The organism is Thauera terpenica 58Eu, from assembly GCF_000443165.1.
Lineage (GTDB): Bacteria > Pseudomonadota > Gammaproteobacteria > Burkholderiales > Rhodocyclaceae > Thauera > Thauera terpenica.
This window is the reverse complement of sequence record NZ_ATJV01000002.1, coordinates 17,290-44,279: the sequence shown is the minus strand read 5'-3', so window position 1 is coordinate 44,279 and position 26,990 is coordinate 17,290. Positions and strand designations below refer to the sequence as shown.

Sequence of the window (26,990 nt, the reverse complement as noted above, 5' to 3'; positions counted from 1 at the left end):
GCCAGCATGAACCTTGCGAGCTCGCTGTTTCCAGCGACCTGGCACTGGATCATGCTGGTGCTCTCGATCTTCATCGTGTCGCGCCTGGTACGGCGTGCGCCGTGGCGGCGTCTGCTCGACAGCTCACAACTCAATCTGCTGCTCGGCTTTGCGGTGGGGCTCACCCTGCTGTGGAGCCTGCGTGCGGGCGTGAAACCAGGGCTCAGCCTGCACATGCTGGGCGCGATGGCGGCAACGCTGACCTTGGGGCCGTGGCTCGGGCTGCTGGCACTGGGCGCCGCGCTCACCGGCATCACCTTGAACGGGGCGCTCGAGTGGAGTGCCTGGCCGATCAACTTCGTACTCATGGCAGCGGTGCCGGTGGCGCTGGCCTCCGTCATACAGCGCAGCGTCGAACGCTGGCTGCCAGCCCATTTCTTCATCTACATTTTCGTGACGAGCTTTGCCGGTGCGGCGCTGTGCATCATGTTGCAAGGTGCGCTCGCCTCCGCGGTGATGGTGGCAGCGGGGGCTTACACAGCTGATTTCCTGCTCAGCGACTACCTGCCTTATTTCCTGCTGCTGGGCTTTTCCGAAGCCTGGCTCAGCGGCGCGCTCGTCACGCTGCTGGTGGTGTACCGACCCCAGTGGGTGGTGAGCTTCGACGACAGCCGCTACCTGCTGAACAAGTAGTTCCAACAACCTGACTGGAGAAACCGAATCCATGAGCAACTACAGCGCCCCGATTCGTGACATGCAATTCGTGATGCGCGAGCTCGCCGGCCTCGATGAGGTCGCGCAGCTGCCCGGCAACGAGGAGGTTTCGACCGACCTGGTCGACGCCATTCTCGAAGAAGCCGACAAGTTCGCCAGCGGTGTGCTCGCGCCGCTGAACTGGACCGGTGATCAGGAAGGCGCCAAGTGGAACGACGGTGCGGTCACCACCGCTCCGGGCTGGAAGGATGCTTACGCTCAGTTCTCCGAGTCGGGCTGGACGGCGATCGCCGGCGACCCCAACTACGGTGGCCAGGGCCTGCCCAAGCTGCTGTCGACGGCGGTGATGGAGATGTGGAAGTCGGCCAACATGGCCTTCTCCCTGTGCCCGATGCTCACCACCGGCGCGATCGAAGCGCTGATGCTGCGCGGCACCGACGAACAGAAGGACATGTATCTGCCGAAGATGATCTCCGGGCAATGGACCGGGACCATGAACCTGACCGAGCCGCAGGCCGGTTCGGACCTCGCTGCCGTGCGCACCAAGGCCGAACCCCAGGGTGACGGCAGCTACAAGATCTTCGGCCAGAAGATCTTCATCACCTACGGCGAGCACGACCTCACCGACAACATCATTCACCTCGTGCTCGCCCGCCTGCCGGACGCGCCCGAGGGCGTGAAGGGCATCTCGCTGTTCGTCGTGCCCAAGTTCATGGTCAACGCCGACGGCAGCCTGGGCGCGCGCAACGACGTGCACTGCGTGTCCATCGAGCACAAGCTCGGCATCCACGCCAGCCCGACCGCCGTGCTCGCCTTCGGCGACAAGGGTGGGGCAGTCGGCACCCTGGTCGGTGAGCCGAACCGCGGCCTCGAGTACATGTTCATCATGATGAACGAGGCCCGCTTCGCGGTCGGCATGGAAGGTCTGGCCCTGTCCGAGCGCGCCTATCAGCTCGCCCTGCAGTACGCCAAGGACCGCGTGCAAGGCACTGAAGCCGGCGTTCGCGGCGGCCCCAAGGTCAGCATCCTGCACCACGCCGACGTCCGTCGTCTGCTCATGCAGATGAAGAGCAAGACCGAGGCCATGCGCGCCTTCGCCTATGTCGTCGGCGCCGCCACCGACAAGGCACACCACCACGCCGACGAAGCAGTGCGGGCACAGAACCAGGCTTTTGTGGACCTGATGATTCCGGTCGTCAAGGGCTGGTGCACCGAGAACTCGATCGATGTCACCTCGGACGGCGTTCAAGTCCACGGCGGCATGGGCTTCATCGAAGAGACCGGCGCGGCGCAGCACTTCCGTGACGCCCGTATCACCACGATCTACGAAGGTACGACCGCGATTCAGGCCAACGACCTGATCGGGCGCAAGATCGCACGCGAGAACGGCGCCACCATCGCCACCGTGGTGCAGGCCATGCGCGCGGTCCAGGCCGAGCTGGCCGCGACCGAGGGCGAAGCCTTCGCTGCCATCGCCAGGTCGCTCGACACCGGCATCGGCGCAGTGGAAGAGGCGGTGGCCTACATCCTCGCGACCTACAGCAAGGACATCAAGGCCGCGTCGGTCGGCTCCGTACCCTTCCTCAAGCTGCTTGGCATCGTCGCCGGTGGCTGGCAGATGGGCCGCGCCGCACTGGTGGCCAAGCGCAAGCTCGAGGCTGGCGCGGGCGAGGAGGGCTTCTACCAGGGCAAGATCATCACCGCGCGCTTCTATGCCGACCACGTACTGTCGCAGGCATCAGGTCTGGCCTATGCGGTGGTCAATGGTGCGGCGGGCGCGCTGGAGTTGAGCGAAGCGCAGTTCTAAGGCGGCTTCCAGCCTCAGGCTATGGCTGTGCAGGCCCTCGCGCAAGCGGGGGTCAGATCGGCAGCCAGCGCTCATGAATCGCCCCGGGTCTGATGGAACCTCCATCGAACCCGGGGCGATTTACGTCCACCTGATCCGCGCAGCCGGGCTGCGTTCATGGAGCGTGTTCACCCGGGCGCAGTCTCAGCACCGAAATGTCTCTAAAGGTTTCAGCCTGCGCGCCGTAAGATGAGCCGTATTGCGTGCTCTCCACGCTGCGGGCCTGAATTCGCCCGGACATCACTGAGGCCCTCCCCATGACTACAGTTCCATCGGCAGATCGAGCGCGCGCAGGCCTTGTCACTGCCCTCTGTAGTCAGATCAGGTCCTGCATCACCCCCCTCGCCACCGTGTTCGCGGCGCTGGCGCTCGCAACGCCGGCCACGGCGACGGATGTCTTCCTGGTCGCGAGCTATGACGAGAAGGATGCCTGCGGGCAACCGCAGTACGAGGCGGCGATGGACGCACTGAAACAGGCCGGCTTCGCTGACCTGTCGTCGAAAGGCTATTTCCTCGACACTCGAGTCAGCTCGAAGGAGGAGGTGCTCAAGGCCGTCGAGCAGATCAAGCAGGATATTCGCAGCGACAAGCCAAAGCTGGTGTTCACCATCGACGATGCTGCCTTCGCGATGCTGTACGAAGAAGTGCTCCAGCACCCGGAGACCAGAATGGTGTTCACCGGCCTCAATCTCAGTCTGGGCTACTACAACGACAAGGCACGCTTCCTCGACGGTCGCACGCCGGTCGCCAACATCACCGGCGTGTTCGAATATCTCTTCATGCGCGACCAGATTGGCATGCTGGAAGCCGTCCTGAACCGTCAGCTCAACAAGCTTGCCGTACTCCATTCGACCGATGCCATCGGCGTCATCCTGAAGGACCAGATCCTCGATGAGCTCAAAGGCACGCCCTACGAGAGCCGCATCGTCCTGTTTGCGGCCGAAGACATCCCGACCATGATCAGGCATGCCAAGGCGATCAATGACGACGATCAGATCGATGCCTACATACCCGTGACCATGTCGGTGCCCGACCCGGCGGACAACAAGCGCAAGACCATGGATCTCGTGGCCCCCACGCTGATCAAGCACATCCGCAAGATCGACCTCTCGCTCAACTCGTCGTTCACCGAGTACGGATTCTTCGGTGGGGTGAGCATCGACTTCTACCAGATGGGGTTTCAAACCGGTTTTCTCGCCACCAAGCTGCTCAAAGGTGGCGCCATCAAGGACATCCCCATCGAGGATGCCAGGCGCTCCATCGTTGCGGTCAACCGCAAGCGCATGCAGGAACTCGGCATCCGCCTGAGCCCGGAGGCCCGCAGCATCGTCGATAAATGGATCGACTGACTTGGCTCACCAACCTGCATCCGTCCAGCGCCGCTTCATCGTGCGATGACTGAGCTTGCGGTCCTCCCGCTCCTGCCCGATCTGCTTGCCCTTGGGGTGATGGCCTATGCCCTGTTTCTGGGCGCGACCGCGCTCAGCACGCACCGTTTCCGCAAACAGCGCTCGCGCAATGCCTTGCGCCATACCGCTTATGTAAGCCTGTTCGCGCTGGCGATGGCGGGCAGCAGCCTGGCGTCGCTGCGCGCCAGCGCCGGCCCATTGCAGCACATGTTCCTCGTCCAGCTCGTGCAAGCCCTGGTGCTGGCGGCGCTGATCCTCTACTTGTGGTCGAACGCTGGATTATCCCGTCGCCGTCTGATCAGCCTGGTCGTCGGCTTGTTGCTGTTTCCCGTCCTGCTCGGCGTTTCCGGACGCGTCATCGTCAGCAACGAGGCCGACTTCCGTACCGAGCTGCTGCAAGACGCCCATGCGCGCCTCGAATTGACCATGAGCCGCATCGAAAGCATGGACAAACATGGTTTCGACTTGCTCAAGATGGCCACCGCGGACCGGATCGCTCTGGACGCGAGCACACGCCCCGCTCAGGAGCACGACCTGCAATTTCGCATCCTCAACCGGCGCCTCGGTGCGGACCTGACCGTTTTGCTCGATGCGCGCGGGCAGGTCATCGCCAGCTCCGACCCCGCGCTCAAGGGCAACAACTACCAGTACCGCCCCTATTTCCAGGCCGCGCTGCGCGGTGATGCCAACCAGTATCTGGCGCGTGGTGCGGCGAGCGGCCTGCCGCGGGTGTACTACGCCCGCCCCATTCTCAACGAGGCGGCGCTCATCTCCGGGGTGATGGTCGCCGCTTTCAATCTCAGTGGGCTCATCGGCGACAACGTGCGCATGGACGGGGTCATCCTTCACCGTCAGGGCGTCATCCTCTACGGCCCGGAACCCTACGCCCGCGGTGCCCTGTTTCCGCTCGCTGACCTGGGCGAGAGCGTGACGAAGGAGCGCCTTTTCGGGCCGGCCGACCTTGTCCAGCTGGGCTTGCAGAGGCTTGGCGAGCAATGGGTGGGAGATGACGCCGGCAAACTCTGGCTCTGGGCCTCGGTGCCCCTGCCTGGCGGCGTCTGGGAAGCAAGCAAACTGGTGCCCATCGCCCCCTTGCTGGTGTTCCGCGAGGGCCAGCTTTCCCTGCTCATGCTGTTCATTTCCATCCTGCTGCTGCTGGCCACCCACTCCCTGCACAGTGCCACCCTGGTCGCGCAGTTGGTCTACGAGGTTGACCGGCGGCGCGACGCGGAGGAGGCCGAGCGCATCGCGCGCCGTGAGGTGGAAGGCCAGCGCGACGGTCTTGAGGACATGGTGCACGCGCGTACGCATGACCTTGCCCTCGCTAAGGAAGCCGCCGAAGCGGCCAGTCGAAGCAAGAGCGAGTTCCTCGCCACCATGAGTCACGAGATTCGCACGCCGATGAACGGCATCCTCGGCATGACCGAGTTGCTGCACAACACGCCGCTGAACCCGCAACAGCGCCGCTTCACCGATGCGGTGTACCAGTCCGGCGAGCACCTGCTGAGCCTCATCAACGACGTGCTCGACTTCTCCAAGATCGAGGCCGGCAAGCTCGAGATCGAGAACATCAGCTTCAGCCCGCGCCAGCTCGTGGAGGACGTGAGCTACCTTTGCGCGCGCACGGCCGCAACCAAAGGCCTGGAGATGGTCTGCATGCTGCCGCATGATCTGCCGCCCGAACTCAAGGGCGACCCCGTGCGCGTGCGCCAGATCCTCACCAATCTGGTGGGCAACGCGGTCAAGTTCACCCACAGCGGTGAGATCGTCATTCGCGTCAGCCTGGTGCACGCGGATGCGCAGCAGGCGCGCTTGCGCTTCGAGGTCAGGGACACCGGCATCGGCATCGACAAGGCCCTGCATTCCTGCGTGTTCAGCGCCTTTGCCCAGGCCGACAGCTCGACCACGCGGCGCTACGGCGGCACCGGCCTGGGCTTGGCGATCGCCAGACAGCTGGTGGAGATGATGCAGGGCCAGATCGCCCTGGCCAGCGCGCCCGGTCAGGGCTCGGTGTTCTCGTTCGAGATTCCGTTCATGAAGGTGGACGACCTTGCCCGCGTCGCGCACCCCAGGCCACAACAGCTGCAGGGCCTGCGCGTGCTCGTGGTCGATGACAACGCCAGCAGCCGTGAGGCCCTCGAGCTCGAGCTCAGCGGCGGGTCGATGCCTTGCACCGGCGCCGAGAGCGGGGCGGCCGCCTTGCGCGCCCTGGCACACGCCGCCGATCACGATCTTGCCTTCGATCTGGCGATCATTGACTGCGAGATGCCGGAAATGGATGGTCTTGAGCTGGCAGCGGCAATCAAGGCCGATGGGCGCTTCGCCGCGATGCCGCTGCTCATGCTCTCCTCCATCACTGCCAGTGCCGACCACTTCGATCAGCGTGTTGCGTACATCGACCGTTGGCTGACCAAGCCCGTGCGCCAGTCCGATCTCGACGACGCCATGGTGAGCAGCGTGGCGCTGCGGCGCATCGCCTCGGAGGACTCGCCTGCACAGGCCGCCGCCGGTCGCACTGAGAAGTTGCGTGGACATGTGCTGGTGGTCGAGGACAACCTGGTCAATCAGATGCTGGCCACTGCAATGCTCGAATCGCTCGGCCTCACTTGCAGCCTTGCCGAGGATGGGCTGTCGGCGCTGAAGCAGCTGGCGTGCGAGTCCTTCGACCTGGTGCTGATGGACTGCCATCTCCCCGAAATGGACGGCTTTGAGGCCACAACCGAGATTCGCCGCCGTCAGCATGAAGGGCAGCTGGGTTATGCGCTGCCGGTGATCGCGCTCACGGCCAATGCCGTGGAGGGCGATCGCGAGCGATGCCTCGCCGCGGGCATGGACGACTACCTCAGCAAACCCTACAGCCGCGACCAGCTCGTGGTGATGCTCAGGCGCTGGCTGCCGGCGTAGCAGACCTTGGGCTGCGCGCCAGCAGGCCGGCAGCCCGCGGTGGACGCAGCAGAAGTACGATCAGCACACCTTCCGTCGCAAAAAAAAGACCGCGCCTTTTGGGCTGCGGTCTCTCTTCAATTCAAGGCGCGGCGAGCACGAAGCCGGCCGCGTGGGGCGTTTACTCCACCTTGGCCTTGGCGCGCAGGTCGAGCACCTGCTGCTCAACCTTCTGCTGCTGCAGACGCTGCTGCAGCTGGGGCTTGACCTCTTCGAACGGGGGCGTTTGCGTGGCGCGCACGTCGTCGAGCTGAATGACGTGGTATCCGAAGTCGCTCTTCACCGGGGTGGGCGTGTACTTGCCCTTTTCGAGTGCGACCATCGCATCGGAGAAGGGCTTCACGAACATCGCCGGGTTGCTCCAGCCCAGCTCGCCGCCACGGTCCTTGGAGCCCGGATCGCGCGACTCCTTGGCCACCTCTTCAAACGCCACGCCCGACTGCAGCTTGGCGATCACCGCCTTGGCCTCGTTTTCGGTCTCGACCAGCACGTGGCGGGGCTTGTATTCCTTCTCACCCATGCGCGACTTGATGGTCTCGTACTCCTGCAGCACCTCGGCGTCGGTCACCGGGTTGTTCTTGACGAAGTCCTGCAGATAGGCACGGATCAGGATGGCTTGCTTGGCCATATCCATCTGCGCCTGCACGTCGGCCTTCTTGTCAAAGCCCTTCGCCTTGGCCTGCTGGCTGAGCACCTCACGACGAATCAACTCCTCGCGCACGGCGCCCTTGAGCTGTTCATTGTCGGGTGCGCCCTGGGCGCGTTGTTCGGCTAGCATCGCTTCAGCACGCTCGGCCGGGATGGCGACGCCATTGACCTTGGCGATCGAATCGGCCGCCGCGGCGGGGAGGGCGAGAAAGCCAGCCAGCATGGCGATGGCAAGGCGGCTCGGAAAGCGTTTCATCGATGTTCCTTCAGGTGGGTTGCTTGGTGGCCTCTGCGGCCGTATTTGCCTTGATGGCGAGCGCGTGAATGTCTCTGATCATCAGATCGCCCAAGGCTTGATAAATCATGCGGTGACGTGCAACGGTGTTACGTCCGGCAAAGGCCGGGGCAATGATACGCAGGCTGTAGTGACCGCCGCCGTCGCGCGCGCCCGCGTGTCCTGCATGCAGCGCGCTATCGTCGCGGACTTCGATCTCGTCGGGCGCGAAGGCTTCGACCAGACAGCTGTGAATGCGTTCGGCAATGGCCTGGCTCATGGCAGCACCTTCTTGAATGGACGCACGCTGTAGCGCGCAAACACGCCTTCGCGGACGTAGGCATCTGCAGCCAGCCATTGTTCGGCGCTGGCCTGTGAGTCGAACTCGGCAACAACGAGGCTGCCGACAAAGCCCGCCGGCCCCGGGTCGGGCGCGTCGATGGCCGGCATCGGTCCCGCGATCAGCAGCCGGCCCTCATCCTTCAGCATCTGCAGGCGGGCGAGGTGCTCCTCACGCACCGCCATGCGGCGCGCGAGCGAATCCGGTGCATCCTCGCCGATCAGAGCGTAAAACATCAATTCTTTTCCTCCTCCAGGTGGCGTGACAAGTAAAAACCCTGGCCCAGCACGAAGGCGAACATCAGACCCATGCCGCCAAAGAGCTTGAAATTGACCCAGGCTTCCTCGCTGAAGTTGTAAGCGACATAGATGTTGAGCACGCCCATCGCAACGAAGAAACCCGCCCACGCCAGGTTCAGTCGCCCCCAGATCAGCTCCGGCAAGGCGACCTGAGCCTCCAGCGCCTTGCGGATCAGGTTGCGCCCGAACATCAGGTCCGAGCCCAGCAACACCGTCCCGAACAGCCAGTACAAGGCGGTCGGCTTCCACTTGATGAAAGTGGGGTTGTGGAAGAACAGGGTCGCGCCACCGAACACCACGATGATCGCCAGGCTGACCCACAGCATGGTGTCCACCTTGCGGTGCCTGACCCAGACAATGGCGATCTGGGCAAAGGTGGCGACGATCGTCACCGCGGTGGCGATCAGGATGGGAGCCTGGGTCAGCGCGATGTTGTCACCCAGCCAATGCGTGGCAAAGGCATGGGAAGCCTCGGGCTGTGCACCGGCGAACTTGTAGGCGGCAAAAAACAGGATGACTGGCAGGAGATCGAAGAGGAATTTCATGCGGCCGAATTATAGCGATTGTGGTGTGCGCTGCCCGCGTGCACCTGTGCCGCGCGCGCGCAAAGTTCACGTACAGCTTCAGGAAGCATGGATGTCGATGATTGCGTACTGATCACCACAGCGCTGGTTGGCCGGCACCGCCTCATCGATCATCCGTGGCGGCGGCAGCTTGAGGTTGTCCATGAGCTCGATGAAAGCCTGCTTGCTGCGTCCGGGCACGCGTTCATTGGTGAGTTTTTCCTGCCCGATTGAGCTCACCCGCCTGCCCTTGTAGTCGTGTGCCGGATAGACCAGGGTCTCGTTCGGCAGCACGAACAGGCGCTGGGTGATGCTGTCGTAGAGCCTGCCCGCGTCGCCGCCCTGAAAGTCGGTGCGTCCGCAGCCGCCGATCAGGAGCGCGTCGCCGGTGAACACGCAGTGGCGCCAGCGGTAGCTGACACAGCCGGGGGTGTGGCCGGGGGTGGCGATGACGCGGATGAGCTCATCGCCAAACACCAGGGTGTCGCCGTCGGCGAGTTGCACATCCGCACAAGTCGTGCCGGTGTGGCGGCCGGTGGCGGTCAAGGCGTCGGTGCGCTCCTTCATCAAGCCCGCCCCGGTCACATGGTCGGCATGGGCATGGGTTTCGAGGAGATAGACGAGATTGAGCTTGAGCTCCTGCAGCAAGCCCAGATACAGCGCGGCCTGCTCGGCGACGGAGTCGATCAGCACTGCGTCGCCCGACAAGGCGTCGGCGAGCAGATAGGTCAGGGTGGAACTGTGTTCATCGAACAACTGGCGAAAGACGATGCTCATGTGTCATTGCCCTCCTGGGTGAGCGGATTGCATTCTAGCGCGGACGCTGGCGTTTCCGCCGCCCGGCAGGCGCAGGATCGCGCGCAGACCCCCGCCCTCGCGGGCAAGCAGATCCAGTCTGCCACCGTGCGCGCGCATCACGCGCTCCACGATCGCCAGCCCCAGCCCGGCGCCCTTGGCATTGGAGCGCGCCTTCTCAAGCCGGGTGAAGGGGTGGCGCATGCGCTCCACCTCGCTCTCCGGAATCCCTGGCCCACGGTCAGCCACCTCGATGCACAACTCCCCCTCCTGCACGCCCACACTGACATCGAGCGCCGAGTCCTCACCGGCATAGCGCAAGGCGTTGTCGATCAGGTTTGCCAGCGCGCGCCGCAACGAGAGCGGGCGCACGCACCCGACCAGGCGCTCAGGCGCATCCAGACGCAGCTCGACACCGCGCAGACGGTAGGGCTCGATGATCTCGCGCGTGAGCTGCACCAGGTCCAGCGCCTGCGGTGGCTCCTGCGGCGTGCCGCGGCCGAAATCCAGAAACTGGCCGATGATGCGATCCATCTCCTCGATGTCCGACACCATCGCACTGACCTCGGAGTCCGGCGCACCCGACATCTCCACCCCCAGCCGCAGGCGCGCGAGCGGGGTGCGCAGATCATGCGAGACGCCCGCGAGGATGAGCGCACGGTCGGCGTCGGTGCGGGCCAGCGCGCTCGTCATCTGGTTGAAGGCATGGGCGACCACCGCGATCTCCTGCGGCCCCGACTCATCCAGCGGCATCGGCGTCTCACCGCTGCCGACACGCTTGGCGGCGTCCTCGACCTGGCGCAAGGGCTTGCCCATGCGCGCGGCAATAAGATACGCCCCCAGCATGGCAGCGACGAGCGCGCCCACCCCCCACATCAGCCAGTCGAAACTGCTCGGGTTCTCGATGCGCTCGCCGGGGAGCATCACCCAGTACTCGTCGAGCTGATCATCAGGCTCGAGCCGAAAGCTCACCCAGAACCCTGACAGCGACTTCCAGCGCGACGCAAAGCGGGTGTGCGCGCCGAGCTGGCTGCGCACGTCGTCGGTCAGCAGCCGCATCGGCCGCGTCGCCTTCAGCGGTTCGAGCTCGTCCGAAGCCTCGGCCGGGTAAATGCGGATGCCTTCCAGGGCGGCGAGCTCGATGAGCAGGTCGGTGCGTCGCCCCGCATCGGCGTTGATGAGTGCGGTGCGGGTCAGATTGACCACCGACACCACCATCTGCGCCACGTCGCGCGCGCGCGCCGGCTCCTGGAAGTAGCGAAATATCTGCGACCACGAGCCCAGCGCGATGATCAGCAGCAGCGCAACCATCAAGAATGTCTGCCACAGCAAGGTGCGGGGCAGGCAGGCGATCATGATGCGCCTTGCCGCGCCAGACGGGCCTTGCCTGATGTGTGGCGTGTTCACTCGCCGCTGTCGGCCCCGGCCCCATCCGCGCCCGCTGCGTCCGGGTCCTCAGCCGCGTTTGCGGCCTTGCTGTCCTCAGCCGCGGTCTTGCTGTCATCGGGGACGAACACGTAACCAAAGCCCCACACCGTCTGGATGAAGCGCGGCTTGGCCGGGTCGTCCTCGACCAGCTTGCGCAGGCGCGAAATCTGCACATCGATGGCGCGATCGAACACGCCGTATTCACGCCCGCGCGCAAGCTCCATGAGCTTGTCGCGCGACAGCGGCTGGCGTGGGTGCTGCAGCAAGACCTTGAGCAAGGAGAACTCACCGGTGGTGAGCTGTATCTCCTCGCCATTGCGCTCGAGCGCGCGTGTCCCCAGATTGACGCGCACACTGCCGAAGACGACGAGCTCGCTCTCGGCCGCGGGCGCGCCCGGCAAGGTCTGCGGCTGGCGCCGCATCACCGCCTGGATGCGCGCGACCAGCTCACGCGGGTTGAAGGGCTTGGCCACGTAGTCGTCCGCACCCATCTCCAGGCCGATGATGCGATCGACGTCATCGCCCTTGGCGGTGAGCATGATGATGGGCAGGGCGTTGTCCGCCGCGCGCAGGCGCCGGCAGATGGCCAGACCATCCTCGCCGGGCAGCATCAGGTCCAGCACCATGAGATCGAAATGCTCGCGGTGCAGTGCCCTGTCCATCATCGACGCGTCGCCCACGGCCTTCACCGCGAAGCCCTGTTCCAGGAGGTAGCGAGACAACAGCTCGCGCAAGCGCGCGTCGTCGTCCACCAGCAATATCCGAAAGCGTGTTTTTCCGTTCATGGCCAAATCGTAACCTTCAAAACCCTGCCGTACCAGTGCCAGCGCAGGCCCCGGCTTGAACTCACAGGTAACGCTTCGTAAGCGCAGCGCCGGCAGGCAATGCCGCCTTACACAACGCCTGCAGCCGTGACCTGCGGCACTGTCCGAATGCCGCGCTTTGACGTATGGTCGCGATTGTGTTTGATGCGCTGCGCGGGCTGCACCAGCCCGGATGGAATTCCAATGAAATCAAAGCTCGCCCTTACTCCACCCGTTTCGCCGCCGCGCCGCAGTCGTCTGTGCCTTCCCGCCGCGCTCGTGTGCCCGCTTGTCTGCCTGCTGACACTGAGCGCCACCGCGCACGCGCTGGAGGAGGGCGGGCGGGCGCGGATCATGCCGGTTCAGGATCTGCAGACTCAGGACATGGCAGAACAGGAGCCCAAGCAGCCCAGCCTGCGCAGCCTCTTCGTCTCCAGCCACGACCGCGGCGCCGAACCCACAGGCCCCACCGAACGCCGGCGTCTCAACGCCGAAGAACGCAGCGCCCTGCACCGTGACCTGCGCGACGCCATGCGCGGCGCCTACCCCGATCACTCCAGCGCGCGCAGCCAGCGACGCTGAGCGCGCGTGGGCGGCAGCGGCGCCTGCGGGCACGCCGGGCACGCCGGGCACAAGGCCGCCGCTGCTGCGACTTCCGCTGCCTTCTCCAGCTTTCCCCTGACCCGGGGCGGTGGCCGAGCCAGTAGAATACCGCCACCATGAAAATCCTCGCTATCGAAGCCTCGTCCGAACAGGCCAGCGTCGCGCTCCTGATCGACGGCGCGATCTCCAGCCGTCGCATCGACGGTGCAACCAAGCACTCACAGACCGTGTTGCGCGACGTGCGCGACCTGCTCGCCGAAGCCGGCCTGCCCATCGGCGCGCTCGACGCCGTCGCCTTTGGCGCCGGGCCGGGCGCGTTCACCGGCCTCAGGCTGGCCTGTGGCGTCGCCCAGGGGCTGGCGCTGGGGGCCGATCTGGGCATCGCCGTGGTTGGCAGCCTTGACGCCATTGCACTCCAGGCGCGGGCGCCGCGCGTGCTCGTCGCCACCGATGCGCGCATGGGCGAGCTCTATTACGCCGCTTTCGAAGGCGATCAGGCCGACAGCCTGCAAGCCCTCGGGCCGGTGCGCTGTGCGCTGCCCGAGGCGCTCGAGATCCCGCCCGGGCCCTGGCTGGGAGCGGGCTCGGCCTTCCGCGTCTGGCCCGATGTCCTGCGCGCCCGCCTCGGCGACCAGCTCCTGGACTGCCGTGACGCGTTGTGCGCGCGCGCGGACGAAGTCGCCCTGCTGGCTGTCCGCCAGGTGCGCGAACAGCGCCTGCTCGCGCCCGCGCTGGCGGCGCCGCTCTACGTGCGCGACAAGGTCGCCTTCACCACCGCCGAACGCCTCGCACGCGGGGGCAAGGCGTGAGCGGGGCCAGTGCCTATCGCTTCACGCCGATGCGCGAAGAGCACCTTGACTGGGTGAGCGCGTGTGAAGTGGAGCTGCACACCTTCCCGTGGACGAGCGGCAACTTCCTCGACTCCATGGCCGCCGGACATGGCAGCTGGGTGATGAGCGCCGGCACCGACAAGCTCGGCTATGCGGTCATGCTGCGTGTGCTCGACGAAGCCCACGTGCTCACCATCAGCATCGCACGCGAAGCCCAGGGTCGGGGGCACGGCCGCGCCTTTCTGGCCTGGTTGCACGATGAAGCGCGCAAGCAGGGCGCCACCCAGTGCTTCCTTGAGGTTCGACCGTCCAATACCGCCGCGCTCGCGCTCTACCAGGACATGGCTTACGAGCAGATCGGCCGCCGCCGTGGCTACTACCCCGGGCTCAATGGCCGCGAGGACGCCATCGTGATGCGAAGGGAGCTCTGAGCACATGAGCACCCCAGCACGCCGGTCCCGCCCACGCCTGAGCTCGCGCCGCGACGCCGTCCTGCGTGAGATGGGCCTGGGGCCGATCTGGCGCCTGCGCAGCGCCAGGGACGCTGAGGCTGCGCTCGACGATGACGCGCATGAGGCTTTCGTTCATGGCGATGCCGTGCATGACGAGGTCGCGCCTTCGTCCCCGCCCGCCACGCCACCCGTGCCCGCCGCCGCAAGCCCTGCACCCGCCCCCAGGTCCGCGGCCCCAGCCCCGGCCAGCCGCCCAGCGCCCAGCCACATCCCCGCTCCAGCGCCGGGTCCGCGTGAACAGCGCAGAGCGCCTGCGCCAGAATCCCGCTCCCCCGCTGCGACCCCGCCCGCTGCGCGCGCAGCCGCCGCCGTGCGCGCCTCCGCACGCACCCTGCCTGCAAGCAGCGACCCCGAGCGCGCGGCGCGCATCGCCACCCTCGATTGGGAAGCGCTGGAGGCCGAGATTGCGGCCTGCCGCGCCTGCGTGCTGTGCGAGCGCCGCAATCAGGTCGTGCCTGGCGCAGGCGAGCGGCAGGCGGAGTGGATGTTCGTTGGTGAAGGGCCGGGCAGTGAAGAGGACAAGCGCGGCGAGCCCTTTGTCGGCCCTGCCGGCGGCCTGCTCGACAACATGCTGGCCGCGCTCGGGCTCAAGCGTAGCGAAAATGTCTATATCGCCAACGCCGTCAAGTGCCGCGCGCCCCACAATCGCACTCCCGAAGCGGCCGAAATCGGCGCCTGCCTGCCTTATCTCGAACGCCAGATCGCGCTCGTCAAACCCCGGCTGCTGGTCGCCCTGGGCCGTCCTGCCGCGCTCGCCCTGCTCAACACCGACGTCAACATCGCCGCCGCGCGCGGCCAGCGTCTGCACTACCAGGGCATCCCGGTCGTGGTCACCTACCACCCCGCCTACCTGCTGCGCAACCCGCAGGACAAAGGCAAGGCCTGGGCCGACCTGTGCTTCGCCCGCCGCCTCATGGCCGAGCAGACCTAGCCCGCAGTGGCCCGCAGTGGCCCTCAGCGTGCCAGACACGCTCAGTGGCTGTGATCGTCCAGCAACACGGTGTTGTCGTTTTCGCGTTGGTTGGCCTCGTGCCTGCGCTTGACCAGCAGCATGGTGCCGGCGACGAACAGGCCGAAGAGCACGATCAGGGTGTCGATCGACAGCCCCAGCCACATCAGCAGCGCATAGGCGCCGATCATCACCAGGATGGACAGGTTCTCGTTGAAGTTCTGCACCGCAATCGAATGCCCCGCACCCATCAGGATGTGGCCGCGGTGCTGCAGCAGCGCATTCATCGGCACCACAAAAAAGCCCGCCAGCCCACCCACCAGGACGAGCAGGGCGATCGCCACCGACTTGTTGTTGACGAAGATCATCGAGATCACCACCAGGCCCATCGCAATGCCCAGCGGAATCACCCGCACCGAGTTGCGCAGCGTCACATAGCGTGCCGCCAGGATGGATCCCGCCGCCACCCCCAGCGCCACCACCCCCTGCATCATCGACGCCTCCGACAGCGTCATGCTCAGGTGTTGCTCCGCCCACTTGATGACGATGAACTGCAGCGTCGCCCCCGCACCCCAGAACAGGGTGGTGACCGACAGCGAGATCTGGCCCAGCTTGTCGCGCCACAGCAGGCGCAGGCAATGGTTGAAGTCGTGGATGAGGTAGATCGGGTTGTTCTTCAGCGGCTTGTGGTCGACGCCGGTGTCGGGAATGCGCATGTTGAAGGCGGCGGCGATCAGGTAGAGCGAACCGATCACCAGCACGCCGGCCTCGAAGGGCGTATCCACAAAGGGGATGTTCAGCGCCATCAAGGCCTGGGCCACGTCGCCACGGATCATCACCCCACCCATCACCGTGCCCAGGATGATGGCGCCCACGGTCAGGCCCTCGATCCAGCCATTGGCCACCACCAGCAGGCGGTGGGGCAGGTACTCGGTGAGGATGCCGTACTTGGCGGGCGAATAGGCCGCCGCACCCAGGCCGATCACCGCATAGGCCAGCAGCGGGTGCAGGCCGCTGAACAGCATCAGGCAGCCGCCGATCTTGATCGTGTTGCTGATCAGCATCACCCGCCACTTGGGCATGGAGTCGGCGAAGGCGCCGACAAACGCCGCCAGCGCCACATAGGAGATGACGAAAAACAGCTTCAGCAGCGGCTCGTATTCCGACGGTGCCGCCATGTCCCGCAGCAGGGCAATGGCGACGATGAGCAGGGCGTTGTCCGCGAGCGCAGAAAAGAACTGCGCTGCCATGATGATGTAGAAGCCGAACGGCATCGAAGGTACCGCGCACCGGTTGTCGGGAGCGCGGTTTATAACATGGATGAAGTCCCCCTCGTGCGGACGCTGATCACATGCGCTTGCAAAGTCACTGTTGCAGCGACGCTTCGACCCCGATCCGAACCGTGCCAAGGGCCTGCGTTTGTGATCTAATCCAAACAATAAATACTCCTTATCAAGACCATGGCAGATCGCAGACTCCAGGTATTTCATGCCGTGGCCAAACACGGCTCCTTCACACGTGCCGCCGAGCATCTCTTCATGACGCAGCCGGCCGTCACCTTCCAGATCAAGCAGCTCGAAGAGCACTTCGACACCCGCCTGCTCGATCGCGGCCACGGCAAGATCAGCCTCACCCCCGCTGGCGAGATCGTGCTCGCCTACGCCGAACGCATCCTCGGCCTGTCGGCCGAGCTCGACTCGCGCGTCTCCGAGATGACCGACGAGCTCGCCGGCCAGATCAAGATCGGCACCAGCACCACCATCGCCGCCTACTGGCTGCCGGACGTCCTCGAGAGCTTCAAGCGCAAGTATCCGCGCGTGCTGCCGCGCGTGGTGGTGGGCAACTCCAAGCTCACCGAAGAGCGCGTCGCCGCGCGCGACCTCGACATCGGCCTCATCGAGATCGTCACCGAGCAGCACAACATCGAACGTCGCAGCGCCGCCCGTGACGAGCTGATGATCATCTGCAGCCCCGACCACCCCCTGGCCAAGTTCAAGAAGCTCAGCGCCAAGGATCTGATCGCACACCCCTTCATCGACCGCGACCCCGGCAACGGCATCCGCCAGATCGCCGACGAGTTCTTCGAAGCCGCGGGCATCGCCGGCAGCGAGATCACCCTGTGCGCCGAGCTCGGCAGCCTGGCCGCGATCAAGCAGCTCGCCGCCGCTGGGCTGGGCTTTGCCATCGCCTCCGAGCGTGCCATCCGTCGCGACGTGCTCGAAGGCCGCCTGGCCGCCATCCGCCTCGAGCCCCGCATCTACACCCCGCTCGAAGTCCTGCTGCCGCGCGACAAGTTCCGCTCGCGCCTGATCACCACCTTCGCCGACTATGTGTGCGAAGAGTTCGCGCGCATGGCCAAGGACAAGGACGCCGTGATCTGATGGCGAAGGCGAAGTCGGCCTTCGTCTGCAGTGAATGCGGCGCGCAGGCGCCACGCTGGCAGGGGCAGTGTCCCCAGTGTCAGGCCTGGAACACCCTCTCCGAAACCGTCATCCAGCCCGGCCCCGCGGCCGGCAGCCGTTTTGCCGCGCTCGCCGGCGAGACCAGCCGCCTGCGCTCACTGTCCTCGCTGCAGCCGCGCGAAGAATCGCGCCAGCCCACCGGGCTGGACGAATTCGACCGCGTGCTCGGTGGCGGGCTGGTGGTGGGCGGGGTGGTGCTCATCGGCGGCGACCCCGGCATCGGCAAATCCACCTTGCTGCTGCAAGCGCTGTCCCACCTCGCCGCAGCGCACAAGGTGGTCTATGTCAGCGGCGAAGAATCCGGCGAACAGGTCGCGCTGCGCGCGCACCGCCTGCAGCTGCCGCCGTCCGAGCTGCAGATGCTGGCCGAGATCAACCTCGAGCGCATCCTGCACACCCTGCGCGAGGCCAGGCCGCTGGTCGCCGTCATCGACTCCATCCAGACCGTGTACTCCGAAGCGCTGCAGTCGGCGCCGGGTTCGGTCGCCCAGGTGCGCGAATGCGCGGCCCAGCTCACGCGCTTTGCCAAGCAAAGCGGCACCAGCCTCATCCTCGTCGGCCACGTCACCAAGGACGGCACCCTGGCCGGGCCGCGCGTGCTCGAGCACATCGTCGACACCGTGCTCTATTTCGAGGGCGACACCCACTCCAGCTTCCGCCTCATCCGCGCCTTCAAGAACCGCTTCGGCGCGGTCAACGAACTGGGCGTGTTCGCCATGACCGAACGCGGTCTGCGCGGCGTCTCCAACCCCTCGGCCATCTTCCTGTCGCAGCACTCGCAGCAGGTCGCGGGCAGCTGCGTGCTCATCACCCAGGAGGGCACGCGCCCGCTGCTGGTCGAGATCCAGGCCCTGGTCGACGCCGCCCACAGCCCCAACCCGCGCCGGCTGTCGGTCGGCCTCGAGCCCACCCGCCTGGCCATGCTGCTCGCCGTCATGCACCGCCACGCTGGCGTGGTGTGCTTCGATCAGGATGTGTTCGTCAACGCCGTTGGTGGCGTCAAGATCACCGAGCCCGCCGCCGACCTCGCCATCCTCTTCGCCATCGTGTCCTCGCTGCGCGACCGCCCGCTGCGCCGCGGCCTGGCGGTGTTCGGCGAAGTCGGCCTCGCCGGTGAGATCCGCCCCGCACCGCGCGGCCAGGACCGTCTGCGCGAAGCCGCCAAGCTCGGCTTCGACACCGCCATCATCCCCAGCGCCAACGCCCCCAAACACCCCATCGACGGCCTCACCGTGATCGGCGTGGAGCGCGTGGAACAGGCGCTGGAGAAGATGCGCGAGCTCGAGTAGGGCGCGGCGGTGCTGTGCTTGCTCTTGCTGCTTGATTGCCTATCATCTGACCAAGTTTCGACAAGAAAGGCTGCTCATGCGACCGTCCGTCGTACTCAACATGAAACGAAGCGCAGTGCGCGAAGCGGTAAGCCGCTTTCGCACGGCGAACCCGCGCGTCTTCGGCTCAGTGCTTCATGGCACGGATCAGGACCACAGCGACATCGATCTGCTGGTCGATGCGCTACCCGGGGCGACGCTATTGGACTTGGGCGATTTGCAATACGAGCTGGAAACCTTACTCGGCGTACCCGTCGATCTGCTTACACCCGGTGACCTGCCGCCCAAGTTCCGCGACAAGGTGCTGGCAGAGGCGCGGCCGGTATGAACGAGAACCGGCTGCCCGATTATCTCGATCACATACAGCTGGCCGCAACCGACGCGCGTAGCTTCATCGAGGGCTTGACCAAAGACGACTTCCTGGCTGACAGGCGCACCCAGCAGGCTGTCATCATGAGCCTCATCATCATCGGCGAGGCAGCCACGAAGGTTATGGATGGCTACGTCGAGTTCACCCTGGCACACGTCGAAGTGCCGTGGCGCAGCATGCGCAATATGCGTAACCGCATGGCCCACGGCTATTTCGACGTCAACCTCGATCTAGTGTGGGAGACCGTTCAAGAATGGCTCCCGGAGTTGCTCAAGCAACTGCCAGCTGTACGCCGGGCCGCCGAAGACAAACCCGCTTGATCGGTCGAACACGTTCTTGATGTTGCCCCCGTCCCCTGAGTACTGCTTCGCCCTGCTCGACGATTGCCACGCCAGCGCGGCCCAGCCCAGCAGCCGGCTGTATACCGGTTTTGTGCGCGAGCATCGCTGCACCGACCCCGACACGCTCGACGCCAGCTGGCAGGCGGTCGCGGCTGACATGGGCGCAGGCCTGCACGCGCTTGTGCTGATCGACTACGAGTGGGGTGCGCGCCTGCTGCAGGCCGGCCACCAACACCTCGCGCCTGCGGCCGCCGGCGCGCTGCGGGTGATGATGTTCGCGCAGCTGCAAAAGCTTGACAGCGCCCAGACCGATAGCTGGCTCGCCCAGCGCGAAGCGGACGAACTCGGCGGCGAGCTGCTCAATTCAGTATCGAGTCTGCCCACCGCGGCCGGCGTCCTTGATCTGCGCCCCAGCGTCGACCGCGACGCCTTCAGCGACGCCATCTCACGCATTCACGCCCTCATCCGCGAAGGCGAGAGCTACCAGATCAATTACACCTACCGCCTGCACTTTCGCAGCTTCGGCGCGCCGGTCAGCCTCTACCGCCGCCTGCGCATGCGTCAGCCGGTGGGCTTTGGCGCCTTCATCGCGCTGCCGCCGGCCGCGGACGGGGCGGAGGGCGGGCACATCCTGTCGTGCTCGCCCGAGCTCTTCCTGCGCAACCGTGGCGGCACCCTGCAGGCACGGCCGATGAAGGGCACGGCCGCGCGCGCCCAGCCTGGCGAGGGGGAGGGCAGCGGCGAGAGTGATGGCAGCGCAGACGGGGAGAGCGCCGCCGACCGCGAGATCGCCCACCGTCTCGGCCACGACAGCAAGAACCGCGCCGAAAACGTGATGATCGTCGACCTGCTGCGCAACGACCTGGGTCGCATCGCGCGCACCGGCTCGGTCCGCGTGCCCAAGCTGTTCAAGGTCGAACGCTACGCCACCGTGTTCCAGATGACGTCCACGGTCGAAGCCGAGCTCGCCCCCCACATCCGCTTCCCCGAGGTGTTGCGCGCGCTGTTTCCCTGCGGCTCCATCACCGGCGCTCCCAAGCACCGCAGCATGCACCTCATTGGCGAGCTCGAGACCACTCCGCGCGGCCTGTACACCGGCAGCATCGGCTGGATAGAGCCGCCACCGGCCGGCGCGCACTTGCCTGCAAGCGCCCCGGCCTGCGGCGACTTCTGTCTGTCGGTCGCCATCCGTACCCTCAGCCTCGATGCAGCGGACGAAACCGGCCTGCGTGCAGGCGTGATGGGCGTGGGTGCGGGCATCGTCATCGACAGCCGCGCCGAGGACGAATTTGACGAATGCCTGCTCAAGGCGCGCTTTCTCACCGCGCTGGACCCCGGCTTTGCGCTCTTCGAGACCATGCTCGCCAGTCGCGAGCGCGGCATCCGCCACCTCGAACGCCACCTGCAACGCCTGCAAACCAGCGCCCAGGCGCTGGGCTTTGGCTTCCAGCGCAGCGCCATCGTCGACGCGCTGGAGCAACACTGCGCCAGCCTCGCCCCCGGGCAGGACTACCGCCTGCGTCTGGACCTGCATCACGACGGCAGCACCCGCCTGCTCGCCGCCAGGCTCGAAGCCCTGCCGCCCGGCCCGGTGCGTGTGCTGCTGCAAGGGCAGGGCAGGGGCGCTGCGCTCAGGCCGTCGCCCGGCTCCGTGCCGCAGCTGGCGGCCTTCATCGGGCACAAGACCACGCTGCGCCAGAGCTACGACGACGCCATCGCCCACGCCAGCCGCCACGGCGCCTTCGACATGCTGTTCTTCAACGCCCATGGCCAGCTCACCGAAGGCGCACGCAGCAACGTCTTCACCCTCGTCCGCGGGCAGTGGCTCACCCCGCCCCTGGGCGCCGGCGTGCTGCCGGGGGTGATGCGCAGCGTGCTGCTCGACGATCCGACCTGGAACGCGCGCGAGGCCGCGCTCAGCCTCGACGACCTGCGCCACGCCGAGCGCATCATCGTGTGCAACGCCTTGCGCGGCGCGGTGGATGCTGTGCTGGTCGAATAAGGCAGGCGCAGCAGACAAGCCCGGGCTGTCGCTGCCTATCTACTTGGCAATGCCAAGGAACACCGCCAGACAACGCTCAAGCTCGACCAGCGCATCACCATCAATGCGTCCGAAGGCCGGCCCCAGCTTGTCGCGCTTCACGGTCATCGCCTTGTCCACCATGACTTGCGAAGGCTTGTGCAAGCCGTTGGCGGCATCCGGCACCAGCGTGATCCGAAACAAGGGTGCATCCACCAGCGTGCTCGTCACCGGCAGCACGGTAACGGTGGCGTGCTCGTCGAAATGGTCGGCCTGAATCACCAAGGCGGGCCGTGGCTTGCCGAAGTCGTCCTGCATGGCGATGGTGACGAAATCGCCCCACCTCATTCCGTCCAGCCGTCCACGTCAGCCAGGGCTTCATCCATGAAGTGCTGCAGGTCGGCGTCGGCCTTGTCCGTCTCAGCGGCAAGGCGCGACTGGCGACGGCATTCCTCCGCGAAGTCTGGACGGCGCGTATCCGGCACCCAGATCTGCACCGGGCGCAAGCCCGCCATGCGAAGGGCGTCGCGGTGCTTCTGAACTCTTGAATTGACGTGTGCCATGCTCATCTCCCTGATGTTACATGGAACAATCTACGATCTTCTTGTGTTACATGCAACAGAACTGAAGCACGATCTTTCCCGTTTCCTGAGCCCAACCTGGCAAGTGCGCCTCCCATGCGCTGGACGATTCCATCCTCGCAAGGCATCCTGAACGGCTCTGGCCTGCGGCTTCGGCGGGCTGTGCAGCAGGTGTTGAATCCTGCGCGGACACAGGAACTAATACCCATGATCACGAAATGATGCGGGCTCGATATGCCGTTGAGCGTGTATCATTGCGCCTCGCAAAGCACTGATAAATAAGAAATACGCTGGATTTGACAGCCTGAACAGATAAGCACGATTTTGATTTTTTGTAGCCAGAGTCCTGATTTTTATCGTGATTCTGGTGTTTTTTAGATGGAATGGTGCGAATGCGTCATCCACAAACATTCAGTAGTTTGAACGGGGTGGGCTGATGAAAGGCGAATCGATGACCATGGCGTCGCTGCGGCGGGGGATCGCAGCGCGCAAGCAGCTGCTGAAGGCGGGCCTGATCGCAGGTCTGGTAAGTACACTGTCAGCCTGCGCGCTGGTGCCCGGCACATCGGGCTGGGACATGCGCAAGGAATCCTCGGTGGCGCTGCCCGTCGCGGGGCAGGACAAGGCGCTTGCCGAGCAAGTCCCCGCCAACGTCACGGTCACGCCCATCACCGCCGATCTCATCATCGCCCAGGTGCGCGACCTCGAATCCAGCTTTCGCAGCACCGGCGCGGGGGGGCGCACCGCCGCCCGCCAGTCCACCGTGCCCGACTTCGGGCTCATGCATCAGGACTACGAGCTCGGCCCCGGTGACATCATCAACGTCATCGTCTGGGATCACCCCGAGATCACCATCCCGGCCGGCTCCTACCGCTCGGCCGAGCAATCCGGCACCCTGGTCGCCGACGACGGCACCATCTTCTTCCCCTTTGCTGGTACGGTGAAGGTGGCGGGCAAGACCACGCGCGAAGTACGCGACATGCTCTCGCAGCGCTTGTCCAAGGTCATCGAAAACGTCCAGCTCGATGTGCGCATCATCTCTTTCCGCAGCAAGCGCGTGTATGTGGTGGGTGAGGTCAAGCAGCCCGGCCTGCAGCCCATCAACGACATCCAGATGACCATGCTCGAGGCCATCAACCGCGCCGGCGGCATCACCGGCGAGGCCGACCACGGCAACGTGCTGCTGACGCGCGCGGGCGAGACCTGGCGCGTAGACCTGCAAGCCCTGTACGAAGACGGCGACGTCTCACAAAACGTCTCTCTGCTGCCCGGCGACATCGTCAACGTCCCCGACCGCCAGCTCAACAAGGTGTTCGTGCTCGGCGAGGTCAAGACGCCGGGCTCCTTCGTCATGAACAAGCGCCGCACCACGCTGGCCGAAGCCCTCAGCGAAGCCGGCTTCGTCAACCAGATCACCGCCGACGCCAGCTGGATCTACGTCATGCGCAGCGACACCGGCAGCTCCGAACTCTTCCACCTCAACGCCAGCAACGCCGACGCCCTGCTGCTCGCCGAACGCTTCCCCCTGCGCCCGCGCGACATCGTCTACGTCGACGTCGCCGCCATCGCGCGCTGGAACCGCGTGGTCAGCAACATCCTGCCTACCTCGCAAATGCTCAACCTCATCAGCGACACCCGCTACCCGCTCTTCAGCGGCCGCCAGTAATGGCTTTGGTAGAGTCGACGGTTTTGTAGGAGCGACGCAAGTCGCGAGGTTTTAACAAACGCCGTGCGCGCACCAACCAAGGTCAAAGGCTCGCGGCTCGCGCCGCTCCTACAGGGAAAGCGCCACGACAACGGTTTGGTAGGAGCAAGGCAAGCCGAGAGGTCTTGATGATTTTTGTAGGAGCGACGCAAGTCGCGAGGTTTTAACAAACGCCGTGCGCGCATCAACCAAGGTCAAAGGCTCGCGGCTCGCGCCGCTCCTACAGGGAAAACGCCGCGACAACGGTTTGGTAGCAGCAAGGCAAGCCGAGAGGTCTTGATGATTTTTGTAGGAGCGACGCAAGTCGCGAGCTTTTAACAAACGCCGTGCGCGCACCAACCAAGGTCAAAGGCTCGCGGCTCGCGCCGCTCCTACAGGGAAAACGCCGCGACAACGGTTTGGTAGCAGCAAGGCAGCTGGAGAGGTTTTGACTTTTGTAGGAGCGACGCAAGTCGCGAGCTTTTAAACAAACGCCGTGCGCGCACCAACCAAGGTCAAAGGCTCGCGGCTCGCGCCGCTCCTACAGGGAAAACGCCGCGACAACGGTTTGGTAGCAGCAAGGCAGCTGGAGAGGTTTTGACTTTTGTAGGAGCGACGCCCCGACATAGCAACCGCCCCGACAGATCATCGCCCCGACGAAAAACCGCCGACCCACCCCTGCGGCCTTATTTGAAATCTGCAAACATTTGCACCTGTACAACCCCAAAGGAACCCTTACCTGTGCGTCGAGAAATTGCACCTTCTGCTGTGGCTGATGCCGACAATGCTGGTCGCGCCAGATCCATGCGGAACGACGAAGACGACTTCATCAACCTGGGCGAGATCATCGCCACCCTGCTTGAATACAAGTGGCTCATCCTCGCCGTCACCACCCTGGCGGTGGCGATAGGGGTGTTCGTGGCGCTGGTGTCCACCCCCATCTACCGCGCCGACGCCCTGCTGCAGGTCGAGGACAAAGGCAAGATGAAGGGCGGCATTGCCGCGTTGCGTGATGTCGAAGGCGTGCTGGGTGACAACAGTTCGGTGGCGGCCGAGCTTGAAATCCTGCGCTCGCGCATGATCCTGGCCCGCGTCGTCGAGCGCCTCAACCTCAGCGTCGTTGCCCAGCCGGACTACGCCCCCATCATCGGCAGCGCCTATGCGCGCCGTTTTGGCAATGGCGACGATATCGCCGCGCCGCTGCTGGGCCTGAGCAGCTACGCCTGGGGTGGCGAGCGCATCACCGTGCAGAGTCTGGAAGTGCCTGCTGAGCTGGTCGGCCTGCCGCTCACCCTCATCGCCGCAGAAGACAATCACTTCACCCTGCTGGGTGAAGAGGGCGAAGTCATCGTCCAGGGCAGGGTGGGCGAGCCGGTCGAAACCGATCGCGTCAGCCTGTTCGTGGCCGAACTGATCGCCCGCCCCGGCACGCGCTTCAATGTCATGCGTCGCAGCGACGCCAGCGCCATCGCCGACCTGCGTGAATCAATGGAAGTGCGCGAGCGCGCCCGCCAGTCCAACGTCATCGAAGTCGCCTTCACCGGCACCGACCGCGCGCAGGTGGCGGCGGTGCTCAACGAAGTGCTCAACGCCTACGTGCGCCAGAACGTGGAATACCGCTCGGCCGAAGCCGAATCCACGCTCAAGTTCCTGGAGCTGCAGCTGCCCGAGCTCAAGCGCCAGCTCGACACCGCCGAAGCCGCCTACAACAACTACCGCCAGACCCGCGGCTCCATCGACCTGACCATGGAAACCCAATCCATGCTCAGCTCGGTGGTCAAGGTCGACCAGGACATCGTCATCCTGCAGCAAAAACGCGACGAGCTGCGCCAGCGCTTCACCGCCGAACACCCCCAGGTGCAGGCGGTGGATTCGCAGATCTCGCGCCTGCGCGCGCTGCGTAGCACGCTGGACAAGGACGTCTCCCGCCTGCCCGACACCCAGCAGACCGCGCTGCGCCTGCACCGCGACGTGGAGGTGTCCACCGCGCTGTACACCAACCTGCTCAACAGCGCCCAGCAGCTGCGCGTGGCCCGCGCCGGCACCGTGGGCGACGTGCGCGTCATCGACGACGCCGTCACCGCGCAATTCCCCATCGCCCCGCGCAAGGCGCTCATCGTGCTGCTGTCCGGCGTGCTGGGCGGTCTGGCCAGCCTGGGCCTGGTGTGGGCCATCCGCGCGCTGCGCGTGGTGGTGGAAGACCCCGACGCCATCGAACGCCAGCTGTCGCTGCCGGTGTACGCCACCGTGCCCGAGAGCAAGGCCGAAGAAGAGCTCGACCGTCGCGTCAAGCGCGGCAAGGGCTCGGGCGAACTGCTCGCCACCAGCCACCCCGACGACAACGCGGTGGAGAGCCTGCGCAGCCTGCGCACTACCTTGCACTTCGCGCTGCTGGGCGCAGATCGCGGCTCGGTGCTCATCACCGGCCCGGCGCCCGATGTGGGCAAAAGCTTCATTTCCAAGAACCTGGGCGCGGTGCTGGCCCAAAGCGGCAAGCGCGTCATCGTGGTCGATGCCGACATGCGCAAGGGCCACATCCACAAGGAATTCGGCCTGCCGCGCGCCGGCGGTGTGTCCGACTATGTCACTGGCAAGGCCACGCTCGAAGCCGTCGTGCGCCAAACCACAGTGCCCGGCCTGGCCATTGTCACCACCGGTCAGATCCCGCCCAACCCGTCGGAGCTGCTGATGCACGAGCGCTTTGGCGCCATGCTGCGCAGCCTGGAACAACAGTGCGACGTGCTCATCGTCGATGCCCCGCCCGTGCTGGCTGTGTCCGACGCCGCCATCATCGGCCGCCTCACCGGCGCCACCCTCATGGTGGTGCGCGCCGGCCGTCACCCCATGGGCGAACTCGAACAAGCCGTCAAGCGCCTGGCGCAGGGTGGTGTCGAGGTCAAGGGCTTCGTCTTCAACGGCCTAGACCTGACCCGTCAGCGCCACCGCTTCGGGCAGCATGGCTACCATTACCAGTACCAATACAAGGCCTGAGCGTGACCGCCTCCACGCCCCACGCCTTGAACGCCTTGACACCCTCCTGTAGGAGCGGCGCAAGCCGCGAGCCTTTAACGACGACGACCCACCAACCGCCTTCGCCACAAACAAACGCAACACCTCGCGACTCGCGTCGCTCCTACAAAACCAGCACCTGCCCCCCTGTAGGAGCGGCGCCAGCCGCGAGCCTTTAACGCCGACGACCCACCAACCGCCTTCGCCACACACAAACGCAACACCTCGCGACTTGCGTCGCTCCTACAAAAACAGCACCT

The 26,990-nt window shown here is 65.4% G+C and carries 25 protein-coding genes; 15 read left to right on the top strand and 10 right to left on the bottom strand.

The annotated features are described in order from the left end of the window. Positions 1–6 precede the first annotated feature (6 nt). The 4 genes from M622_RS22490 to M622_RS39235 all read left to right on the top strand — a co-directional run bounded on the left by M622_RS22490 (position 7) and on the right by M622_RS39235 (position 6,852). Entirely contained in the window at positions 7–672 is a 666-nt protein-coding gene (locus M622_RS22490; protein WP_021247814.1) for an energy-coupling factor ABC transporter permease, read from the top strand. A 31-nt stretch (positions 673–703) separates the two neighbouring features. Beyond that, positions 704–2,500: an acyl-CoA dehydrogenase gene (locus M622_RS22485; RefSeq protein ID WP_021247813.1), complete on the top strand. Its 1,797-nt coding sequence runs from the start codon at positions 704–706 to the stop codon at positions 2,498–2,500. Positions 2,501–2,796: 296 nt separating this feature from the next. After that, positions 2,797–3,888: an ABC transporter substrate-binding protein gene (locus tag M622_RS22480; RefSeq protein WP_084520650.1), complete on the top strand. Its 1,092-nt coding sequence runs from the start codon at positions 2,797–2,799 to the stop codon at positions 3,886–3,888. Between the two features lie 45 nt (positions 3,889–3,933). Beyond that, positions 3,934–6,852, top strand: coding sequence for a hybrid sensor histidine kinase/response regulator (locus M622_RS39235; protein ID WP_021247811.1), 2,919 nt, complete (start codon positions 3,934–3,936; stop codon positions 6,850–6,852). A gap of 160 nt (positions 6,853–7,012) precedes the next feature. Here the strand turns inward: M622_RS39235 and M622_RS22475 are convergent, their stop codons facing one another. The 7 genes from M622_RS22475 to ompR all read right to left on the bottom strand — a co-directional run bounded on the left by M622_RS22475 (position 7,013) and on the right by ompR (position 12,023). Next, a complete protein-coding gene (locus tag M622_RS22475) occupies positions 7,013–7,795 on the bottom strand; it encodes a peptidyl-prolyl cis-trans isomerase (protein ID WP_021247810.1) in 783 nt (260 codons plus the stop codon). A 10-nt stretch (positions 7,796–7,805) separates the two neighbouring features. Continuing rightward, the gene (locus M622_RS22470) at positions 7,806–8,093 is read right to left on the bottom strand and encodes a BolA family protein (protein WP_021247809.1); all 288 of its coding nucleotides are present in this window, start codon (positions 8,091–8,093) and stop codon (positions 7,806–7,808) included. After that, entirely contained in the window at positions 8,090–8,389 is a 300-nt protein-coding gene (locus M622_RS22465; protein ID WP_021247808.1) for a YciI family protein, read from the bottom strand. Before M622_RS22465 ends, M622_RS22470 begins: the two co-directional genes overlap by 4 nt. Beyond that, entirely contained in the window at positions 8,389–8,997 is a 609-nt protein-coding gene (locus tag M622_RS22460) for a septation protein A (protein ID WP_021247807.1), read from the bottom strand. Before M622_RS22460 ends, M622_RS22465 begins: the two co-directional genes overlap by 1 nt. Before the next feature lie 78 nt (positions 8,998–9,075). Further along, the gene (locus M622_RS22455; RefSeq protein ID WP_021247806.1) at positions 9,076–9,792 is read right to left on the bottom strand and encodes an MBL fold metallo-hydrolase; all 717 of its coding nucleotides are present in this window, start codon (positions 9,790–9,792) and stop codon (positions 9,076–9,078) included. Between the two features lie 3 nt (positions 9,793–9,795). Further along, on the bottom strand, positions 9,796–11,166 hold the full coding sequence (locus tag M622_RS22450) for an ATP-binding protein (protein ID WP_021247805.1): 1,371 nt from the start codon (positions 11,164–11,166) through the stop codon (positions 9,796–9,798). 47 nt (positions 11,167–11,213) lie between these two features. After that, entirely contained in the window at positions 11,214–12,023 is an 810-nt protein-coding gene (ompR, locus tag M622_RS22445; protein ID WP_052028657.1) for an osmolarity response regulator transcription factor OmpR, read from the bottom strand. A 222-nt stretch (positions 12,024–12,245) separates the two neighbouring features. Between ompR and M622_RS22440 the strand changes: the two genes are divergently transcribed. From M622_RS22440 to M622_RS22425, 4 genes are all read left to right on the top strand, one after another. After that, positions 12,246–12,623 carry a hypothetical protein gene (locus tag M622_RS22440; protein ID WP_021247803.1) on the top strand — a complete coding sequence of 126 codons (378 nt, stop codon included), beginning with the start codon at positions 12,246–12,248 and terminating at the stop codon, positions 12,621–12,623. A 137-nt stretch (positions 12,624–12,760) separates the two neighbouring features. Beyond that, the gene (gene tsaB / locus M622_RS22435; RefSeq protein ID WP_021247802.1) at positions 12,761–13,453 is read left to right on the top strand and encodes a tRNA (adenosine(37)-N6)-threonylcarbamoyltransferase complex dimerization subunit type 1 TsaB; all 693 of its coding nucleotides are present in this window, start codon (positions 12,761–12,763) and stop codon (positions 13,451–13,453) included. Positions 13,454–13,482: 29 nt separating this feature from the next. Further along, positions 13,483–13,905 carry a ribosomal protein S18-alanine N-acetyltransferase gene (rimI, locus tag M622_RS22430; RefSeq protein WP_021247801.1) on the top strand — a complete coding sequence of 141 codons (423 nt, stop codon included), beginning with the start codon at positions 13,483–13,485 and terminating at the stop codon, positions 13,903–13,905. Between the two features lie 4 nt (positions 13,906–13,909). Next, positions 13,910–14,917 (top strand): uracil-DNA glycosylase, encoded by a 1,008-nt coding sequence (locus M622_RS22425; RefSeq protein ID WP_040830258.1) that lies wholly within the window; start codon positions 13,910–13,912, stop codon positions 14,915–14,917. A 41-nt stretch (positions 14,918–14,958) separates the two neighbouring features. Here M622_RS22425 and lplT read toward each other — a convergent pair whose 3' ends face one another. Next, positions 14,959–16,209, bottom strand: a complete 1,251-nt coding sequence (gene lplT, locus M622_RS22420) for a lysophospholipid transporter LplT (protein WP_021247799.1) — start codon at positions 16,207–16,209, stop codon at positions 14,959–14,961. A 186-nt stretch (positions 16,210–16,395) separates the two neighbouring features. Here lplT and M622_RS22415 point away from each other — a divergent pair, with 186 nt between their 5' ends. From M622_RS22415 to M622_RS22395, 5 genes are all read left to right on the top strand, one after another. Beyond that, positions 16,396–17,316: a LysR family transcriptional regulator gene (locus tag M622_RS22415; protein WP_021247798.1), complete on the top strand. Its 921-nt coding sequence runs from the start codon at positions 16,396–16,398 to the stop codon at positions 17,314–17,316. Next, positions 17,316–18,686, top strand: a complete 1,371-nt coding sequence (gene radA / locus M622_RS22410; RefSeq protein ID WP_021247797.1) for a DNA repair protein RadA — start codon at positions 17,316–17,318, stop codon at positions 18,684–18,686. Before M622_RS22415 ends, radA begins: the two co-directional genes overlap by 1 nt. 100 nt (positions 18,687–18,786) lie before the next feature. Further along, positions 18,787–19,053 (top strand): nucleotidyltransferase family protein, encoded by a 267-nt coding sequence (locus M622_RS22405; protein ID WP_442478135.1) that lies wholly within the window; start codon positions 18,787–18,789, stop codon positions 19,051–19,053. Next, on the top strand, positions 19,050–19,415 hold the full coding sequence (locus M622_RS22400; protein ID WP_021247795.1) for a HepT-like ribonuclease domain-containing protein: 366 nt from the start codon (positions 19,050–19,052) through the stop codon (positions 19,413–19,415). The genes M622_RS22405 and M622_RS22400 overlap by 4 nt, the downstream gene beginning before the upstream one ends. Before the next feature lie 19 nt (positions 19,416–19,434). Further along, the gene (locus M622_RS22395; protein ID WP_021247794.1) at positions 19,435–21,438 is read left to right on the top strand and encodes a chorismate-binding protein; all 2,004 of its coding nucleotides are present in this window, start codon (positions 19,435–19,437) and stop codon (positions 21,436–21,438) included. Positions 21,439–21,477: 39 nt separating this feature from the next. Here the strand turns inward: M622_RS22395 and M622_RS22390 are convergent, their stop codons facing one another. Beyond that, a complete protein-coding gene (locus tag M622_RS22390) occupies positions 21,478–21,804 on the bottom strand; it encodes a type II toxin-antitoxin system PemK/MazF family toxin (protein ID WP_021247793.1) in 327 nt (108 codons plus the stop codon). Beyond that, positions 21,801–22,019 (bottom strand): antitoxin MazE family protein, encoded by a 219-nt coding sequence (locus M622_RS0119740; RefSeq protein ID WP_084520654.1) that lies wholly within the window; start codon positions 22,017–22,019, stop codon positions 21,801–21,803. The genes M622_RS22390 and M622_RS0119740 overlap by 4 nt, the downstream gene beginning before the upstream one ends. Positions 22,020–22,473: 454 nt before the next feature. Between M622_RS0119740 and M622_RS22385 the strand changes: the two genes are divergently transcribed. Together M622_RS22385 and M622_RS22380 are read left to right on the top strand one after the other, a co-directional pair. Beyond that, the gene (locus tag M622_RS22385; RefSeq protein WP_021247791.1) at positions 22,474–23,703 is read left to right on the top strand and encodes a polysaccharide export protein; all 1,230 of its coding nucleotides are present in this window, start codon (positions 22,474–22,476) and stop codon (positions 23,701–23,703) included. 822 nt (positions 23,704–24,525) lie between these two features. Beyond that, the gene (locus tag M622_RS22380; RefSeq protein WP_031346102.1) at positions 24,526–26,712 is read left to right on the top strand and encodes a polysaccharide biosynthesis tyrosine autokinase; all 2,187 of its coding nucleotides are present in this window, start codon (positions 24,526–24,528) and stop codon (positions 26,710–26,712) included. Positions 26,713–26,990: the final 278 nt, after the last annotated feature.